Raw genomic sequence first — 6,243 nt, forward strand, 5'->3', positions numbered from 1 at the left:
CGCACGGCCGGGGCGACTCCGAGCTCACCGTGCTCGAGCAAGTCGGCGGCCCCGACGAACGGCGCCGCAACGGCACCGCCGCGCAGTGGGCCGGCCGGGCGCCCGCCGACGTCGACGACCTCAACGTCGTGGCGGTGCGATACCTGCCCGACGAGCGGGTGGCGTGGCCGGGCGACGACGCGTTCGACCACGACGGGCAGATCACCAAGCACGGCATCCGCGCCGTCACCCTCGCTGGCCTCGCCCCCCGTCCCGGGGAACTGCTGTGGGACGTGGGCGCCGGTGCGGGCAGCATCGCCGTCGAGTGGTGCCGCAGCGGCCCGGGGTGTTCGGCGGTCGCCTTCGAGTCCGACGAGCGACGTCGCGCCCGCATCGTGGCGAACGCCGAGGCGTTCGGGGTTCGCGTGGACGTGCGCGGCGCCGCCCCCCAGGCGTTCGGCGCCGCCGAACTCAGCAGTGCGGGCGTGGCAGGCGTGCCGACACCCGCGGCGATCTTCGTCGGTGGCGGCGTCACCGCACCGGGACTTCTGGACGCCTGCGTCGAGCGCCTGCCCGCCGGTGGGCGGCTGGTAGTCAACACCGTCACCGCGGAGTCTGAAGCGCTTGTACTGCAGTGGTATTCACGGCTCGGCGGTGAGTTGCGCCGGTTCCAGCACTACCGGGGCGAGCCGCTGGGCGGGTTCACCGGGTGGCGGCCGGCGATGCCGGTCACCCAGTGGTCGGTGGTGACACCGTGACCGTCTACTTCATCGGTGCCGGCCCGGGCGCCGCCGACCTGATCACCGTGCGCGGGCAGCGACTGCTGCAACGGTGCCCGGTATGCCTCTATGCCGGCTCGATCATGCCCGACGACCTGCTGGCCTCCTGCCCGCCGGACGCGAAGATCGTCGACACCGGGCCGCTGACGCTCGAGCAGATCGTCGGCGAACTGGCCGAGGCGCACGCCGCGGGACTGGACGTGGCGCGACTGCACTCGGGTGACCCGTCGATCTACAGCGCACTGGCCGAGCAGTGCCGCCGCCTCGACGACCTCGGGGTGGACTACGAGATCGTCCCCGGCGTGCCGGCGTTCGCCGCCGCCGCGGCCGCGCTCGGCCGCGAGCTGACCGTGCCCGGGGTCGCCCAGACGGTCACGCTGAGCCGGGTGGCGACGCTGTCGACGGCGATGCCTGCGGGGGAGGACCTGCGCACCCTGTCGGCCCCCGGCGCGACGCTGGTGCTGCACCTGGCGGCCGCCCAGATCGACGGGATCGTGCCGGAGTTGCTCGCCGGTGGATACCGGCCCGAAACCCCCTGCGCCGTGGTGGCATTCGCGAGCTGGCCGCAGGAGGTGGTGGTCCGGTGCGCGTTGGCGGAACTCGCGGAGCGGACGCACGCGGCCGGCATCACCCGCACCGCCGTGATCGTCGTCGGCGAGGTCCTCGCCGCCGAGGGATTCACCGACAGCTACCTGTACTCGAGCGGCCGGACGCGGCGCGGGCGGCATTGAGGTGAGCCGGTGACCACCCGGCTGCGGGTGCTGCTGCTCGGCGGCACGGGCGAGGCCCGCGCGCTCGCCGCCCGGCTGCATCCCGCTGTGCACGTGATCAGTTCGCTGGCCGGCCGGGTGCCCGATCCGGCGCTGCCGGTCGGTGAGGTGCGCGTCGGCGGATTCGGAGGCGTCGAGGGACTGCGCCACTGGTTGGCGGAGGCCGGCGTCGACGCCGTGGTCGACGCGACGCACCCGTTCGCCGCCACCATCACCGCCAACGCGGCGAAAGCCTGCGCGCAAGCCGGGGTGCCGCACCTGGTGCTGGCCCGCCCGGCGTGGCCGCACGGCGCCGCGATCGTCGTCGATTCGGACCGAGAGGCCGCTGAAACGGTTGCACGTCAACGATTCTCACGAGTGTTCCTGACCACCGGCCGTTCCGGCATCGCGGCCTTCGCCGACGTCGACGCCTGGTTCCTGATCCGCGCCGTCACCGCCCCCGACGCCGCGGTGCTGCCACGGCGGCACGAGCTGCTGCTGTCCCGCGGGCCCTACCGCTACGACGAGGAACTGCAGCTCATGCGGGACCGTCGCATCGACGCCGTGGTCACCAAGAACAGCGGCGGCGACATGACGCGGGCGAAGCTCGACGCGGCGGCCACCCTGGAGCTGCCGGTGGTGATGGTCGACCGCCCGCCGCTGCCCGCAGGGGTCGACACGGTGCACACCGTCGACGAGGCGGTGGGCTGGATCAGCTCTCGATGAGCTCGAGGGCCCCGAGGTCGCGGATCGCCTGGCAGCCGCGCTGCGCCATCACCGCCATCATGTCGTCCCCGCGCTCGGTGGAGGAGGCGAACGCGCAGCCCAGCACGGTGATCAGCGGCGCCTGCAGCGTGCCGAGCCGGTAGTCGCGCCAGCAGTCCTCGGCGCTGTAGTCCGCCACCCCGTGGGTGAGCAGCTCGCGGTGGTAGGCCTCGACCAGGTCGCGTTCGACCTGCGGGCGCAGCTCCGACGGCAGGCTGGTGGCCAGGAAGTACGCCAGGTCGCGGGCCGGCAGTCCGACGCCGAGGGTCTGCCAGTCCACCACCGTCACGCGGGTGCGGTCGGGGTCGAAGAGCAGGTTGTCGAGCCGGTAGTCGCCGTGCAGCAGGGAGAACCGGTCGGGCTCGGTCAGCAGCCACGGCGTCACCACCGACATGGCCTCGACCAGCGTCTCGCGATCCTGCGGCGACACCTTGTCGCCCAGCTTCTCGATCGTCATGTCGGCGGCCATCCTGGCGACGTCGCCCATGCCCTGGGCCGTGGCCGCGTCCGGCTTGACCATCGCGATGCCGGGGGTGGCCGCCAGGTCCTCGTCACCCCAGCTGGGCCCGTGCAGGCCCGCGATCGCGACCGCGGCGAGCCGCGCCTCCTCGGCGCTGCACCCGGCGATCTGGTCGCCCTGCACCGCGGGCGCCATGTCGGCCAGCAGCAACACGAAATCCGCTCCGTCGCGGTCGATCTCGCAGTGGTAGCAGTCCGGAACGGGAACCGTGGTGCGGTCGGCGAGCGACTGGTAGAACGCGTGCTCGGACAGGTAGCCGAGGGTGACGCGCTCGCGCACCGCCTCGTCCTGGGCGGGCAGTTTCACCGCGAAGGTGGCGGGCAGGCGCACGTCGGTGTCGCCGTAGCCGACCGACAGCCGGTAGGTGGCGCCGGTCTGGCCGGTCCCGATCGGCGCGACGTCCACCTCGCGGACGTCGGCGCCCAGCACAGAGGTCAGCCACTGCGGAGTGATGTCGGTGGGCCGCGCGGGGATCGAGACGGTCGAAGTCATGCAGAGTACCTATCAGGTCGGATAGCGCCGTGGTGTGAAAACCCGGTCACCGGAGTCGTCACCGTGGGAATCGTCGCGGTACCACTGGGTCTGGGAGGACCCCACGATCAGCAGGCAGCGCATGTCCACGTCGGCGGGGTCCAGATCGGCCAGTCGTACCACCGTGATCCGTTCCTCGGGTCCGGCGACGTCGCGCCCGATCACCACCGGGGTGTCGGCGTCGCGGTGGCGCAGCAGCAGATCGCGCGCCGCGCCGACCTGCCAGGTCCGCGACTTCGACGCCGGGTTGTAGATGGCGAGCACCAGATCGGCGGCGGCCGCGGCGGCCAGGCGCTTCTCGATCACGTCCCACGGCTTGAGCCGGTCGGACAGCGACACCACCGCGTAGTCGTGGCCCAGCGGAGCGCCGACCCGGCTGGCGACGGCCTGCGCCGCCGTCATCGCCGGGATCACCCGCACCTCGACACCGGGCCACTGCTTGGCTTCCTCCACCACCGCGGTGGCCATCGCGAACACCCCCGGGTCGCCTGAGGACACCACGGCGACGGCGCGGCCCTGCTGCGCCAGTTCGCACGCCAGGCGGGCGCGGGCGGGTTCGTCGGTGTTGTCGCTGGGGTGCCTGCGCTGGTCGGCGCGCGGGCGGACCCGGTCCAGGTAGGGGGCGTAGCCGATCAGGTCGGTGGCCGCGGCCAGTTCCCGGCGGCTCTGCGGCGTCAGCCAGTCCGGGTCACCGGGTCCCAGGCCCACCACGGCGACGCCGGCGGGCAGCGGCGGGCGGCGGTGACCACCGGGCAGCATTGCGATCGAGAAGTAGGGCACGGCGTCGGCGTCCGCCTCACCCGCGGGCAGCACCCGCTGCGCCGGCGTGCTCGCCCGCTCCACGTAGAAGGCGCCGTCGAGCCGATCTGCCGCCGAAAGTGCCTCTCGCACAACCGGATAGGATCGTCCGAGCTTGAGGATCACGGCGGCGTCGGTGTCGGCGAGGCGGCGGCGCAACTCGTCGGCGGGCAACGTGCCGGGCAGGATGGTCAGCACCTCGTCGCCCTGGACGAGCGGGATGCCGGTGGCCGCGGACGCGGCGCTCACCGACGTCACCCCGGGCACGATCACCGCGTCGAAGCGCTCGGTGAGCCGGGTGTGCATGTGCATGTAGGAGCTGTAGAACAGCGGGTCGCCCTCGGCCAGCAGCGCCACGTCGCGGCCCGCGTCCAGGTGGGCGGCGATCCGCTCGGCGGCCTCGCGGTAGAAGTCCTCGATGGCGCCGGCATAGCCGCCGGGGTGGTCGGTGGTCTCGGTCGTGACGGGGTAGACGAGGTGCTCCTCGATCTGTCCGTCGCGCAGATAGGGTTCGGCGATGCCGCGGGCGATGCTGCGGCCGTGCCGGGCGCTGTGGTAGGCGATCACGTCGGCCTGCCCGATCACCCGGGCCGCCTTGACGGTGACGAGTTCGGGATCGCCGGGTCCAAGGCCGACACCCCAGAGCGTGCCCCTCATTCGTGCTCACTCGCGATCGCGTTCACGGCGGCGGCCGCCATCGCGCTGCCGCCGCGCCGCCCGGTCACCATCAGATAGGCGATGCCGCGCGGGTTGTCGACGAGTTCCTGCTTGGACTGCGCGGAGCCGACGAACCCGACCGGCCCACCGAGCACCGCGGCCGGAACCGGCGCGCCGGCGTCGATCAGCTCGAGCAGCCGGAACAGCGCGGTCGGCGCGTTGCCGATGGCGAGCACGGCGCCGCCGAGCCGGTCGGCCCACAGTTCCACCGCGGCCGCAGACCGGGTGTTTCCGGTGCGCTCGGCGTGTGCGGCCGCCCTCGGGTCGGCGACCAGCGACACCACCTCGTTGTCGGCGGGCAGCCGGGACCGGGTGATTCCCGCGGCGACCATCGAGGAGTCGCAGAGCACGGGGGCGCCCGCGGCGAGCGCGGCGTGGGTGCGGGCGACGACGTCGGCGGTGAAGGCCACGTGCTCGGCCACGTCGACCTGACCGCAGGTGTGGATCAACCGCACCACCACCCGCGCGACGTCGGCGGGGAAACGGGTCAGATCCGCCTCGGCGCGGATGGTCGCGAACGACTGCCGATAGATCTCCGCGGCGTCGCGGATGTAGTCGAGCACGCGCTCACCCTACGGTGCGCGACACCCGCCGCCGGTAGCCGGAGTCGGTCGCCACGAGCACGTCACCAGTGGCGGGGCTGCCGCAGGCGCGATCGCAGCCGACGAAGTGGCGGTGGCCCTCGGCGGGGGTGTGGACGGCGGCGGCGGCGTCGGCACGCACGTCGGCCGCGGAGCGTTCACACCCCGGGCTCCCGGTGCACGCGCTGACGTCCAGCCACGGCGAGTTCGCGTCGAAGATCAGGCCCATCGGCGCCAGCACCCGCAGCGCGACGTCGGCGACGCCCTCGTCCAGGTCGTGCACCAGCACCGAACGCCACGGCGTGATCACCATCGGCGCCTCGATTGCGGCCAGGAATTCGGCGACCCGGGCCTGCAGCACGCCGAGGGGGACCGCGGCGCCCAGGGTGACGCGGCCGTCGCCCTGGGGCAGCCACCCGACGGGCGGCCGGGCCGACGGCGGCCATGTCCGGCCCGCCGGGGCCTGCCGGTCGAACCCGTCGAGCAGGGGCTCGATGTCGGCGAGTTCAGCGACGCGCCAGCATGTTCCGCGGGAGGCGGCGAACCGCTCGGCAATCGTGACGAGCGTGGCGACCACGTCGGCGGAGGCCAGCCGCACTCCGGTGTCGCGGCCGGCCAGCACCAGCGCGGCGGTCTCGCCGTCGAGCATGTGCACGCCGACGTCGGCGGCCAGTCCGGAGACGTCGCCGCGGCCGTCATCGAGGCCGAACCAGAACCGGCCGGACAGCCCGGCCAGTTCCGGCGCGGCCTGGATGCCGTTGTCCAGCAGACCTACCAGGGCGCGGACGTCGGCGGCGCCCCCGGCGCGGCCGGACAGCGGCGAC

At 73.5% G+C, this 6,243-nt stretch carries 7 protein-coding genes; 3 read left to right on the forward strand and 4 right to left on the reverse strand.

The features are described from left to right. The 3 genes from cbiT to Q2100_RS29040 all read left to right on the forward strand — a co-directional run. Window positions 1–737 (forward strand): precorrin-6Y C5,15-methyltransferase (decarboxylating) subunit CbiT (gene cbiT / locus Q2100_RS29030; RefSeq protein WP_302916817.1); only part of this gene is annotated, 737 nt, incomplete at its 5' end. Continuing rightward, window positions 734–1,489 (forward strand): precorrin-4 C(11)-methyltransferase, encoded by a 756-nt coding sequence (gene cobM / locus Q2100_RS29035; RefSeq protein WP_302916818.1) that lies wholly within the window; start codon window positions 734–736, stop codon window positions 1,487–1,489. The genes cbiT and cobM, both read left to right, overlap by 4 nt. 21 nt (window positions 1,490–1,510) lie before the next feature. Next, a complete protein-coding gene (locus Q2100_RS29040; protein ID WP_302916822.1) occupies window positions 1,511–2,233 on the forward strand; it encodes a cobalt-precorrin-6A reductase in 723 nt (240 codons plus the stop codon). Here the strand turns inward: Q2100_RS29040 and Q2100_RS29045 are convergent. From Q2100_RS29045 to Q2100_RS29060, 4 genes are all read right to left on the reverse strand, one after another. Next, on the reverse strand, window positions 2,220–3,284 hold the full coding sequence (locus Q2100_RS29045; RefSeq protein WP_269895359.1) for a phosphotransferase family protein: 1,065 nt from the start codon (window positions 3,282–3,284) through the stop codon (window positions 2,220–2,222). The two genes, Q2100_RS29040 and Q2100_RS29045, sit on opposite strands and share 14 nt — an antisense overlap. A 12-nt stretch (window positions 3,285–3,296) precedes the next feature. Next, the gene (locus tag Q2100_RS29050; protein WP_302916819.1) at window positions 3,297–4,778 is read right to left on the reverse strand and encodes a precorrin-2 C(20)-methyltransferase; all 1,482 of its coding nucleotides are present in this window, start codon (window positions 4,776–4,778) and stop codon (window positions 3,297–3,299) included. Then, entirely contained in the window at window positions 4,775–5,401 is a 627-nt protein-coding gene (locus tag Q2100_RS29055) for a precorrin-8X methylmutase (RefSeq protein WP_302916820.1), read from the reverse strand. Before Q2100_RS29055 ends, Q2100_RS29050 begins: the two co-directional genes overlap by 4 nt. A gap of 4 nt (window positions 5,402–5,405) precedes the next feature. Then, on the reverse strand, window positions 5,406–6,243 hold an 838-nt coding region (locus Q2100_RS29060), incomplete at its 5' end, for a 4Fe-4S domain-containing protein (protein WP_302916821.1).

Source organism: Mycolicibacterium arseniciresistens (assembly GCF_030519285.1).
Taxonomy (GTDB): domain Bacteria; phylum Actinomycetota; class Actinomycetes; order Mycobacteriales; family Mycobacteriaceae; genus Mycobacterium; species Mycobacterium arseniciresistens.

Coding starts and splice junctions, on each gene's coding strand:
- Q2100_RS29045 (WP_269895359.1), bottom strand. CDS start 3,284: ATGACTTCGACCGTCTCGATCCCCGCGCGGCCCACCGACATCACTCCG.
- Q2100_RS29050 (WP_302916819.1), bottom strand. CDS start 4,778: ATGAGGGGCACGCTCTGGGGTGTCGGCCTTGGACCCGGCGATCCCGAA.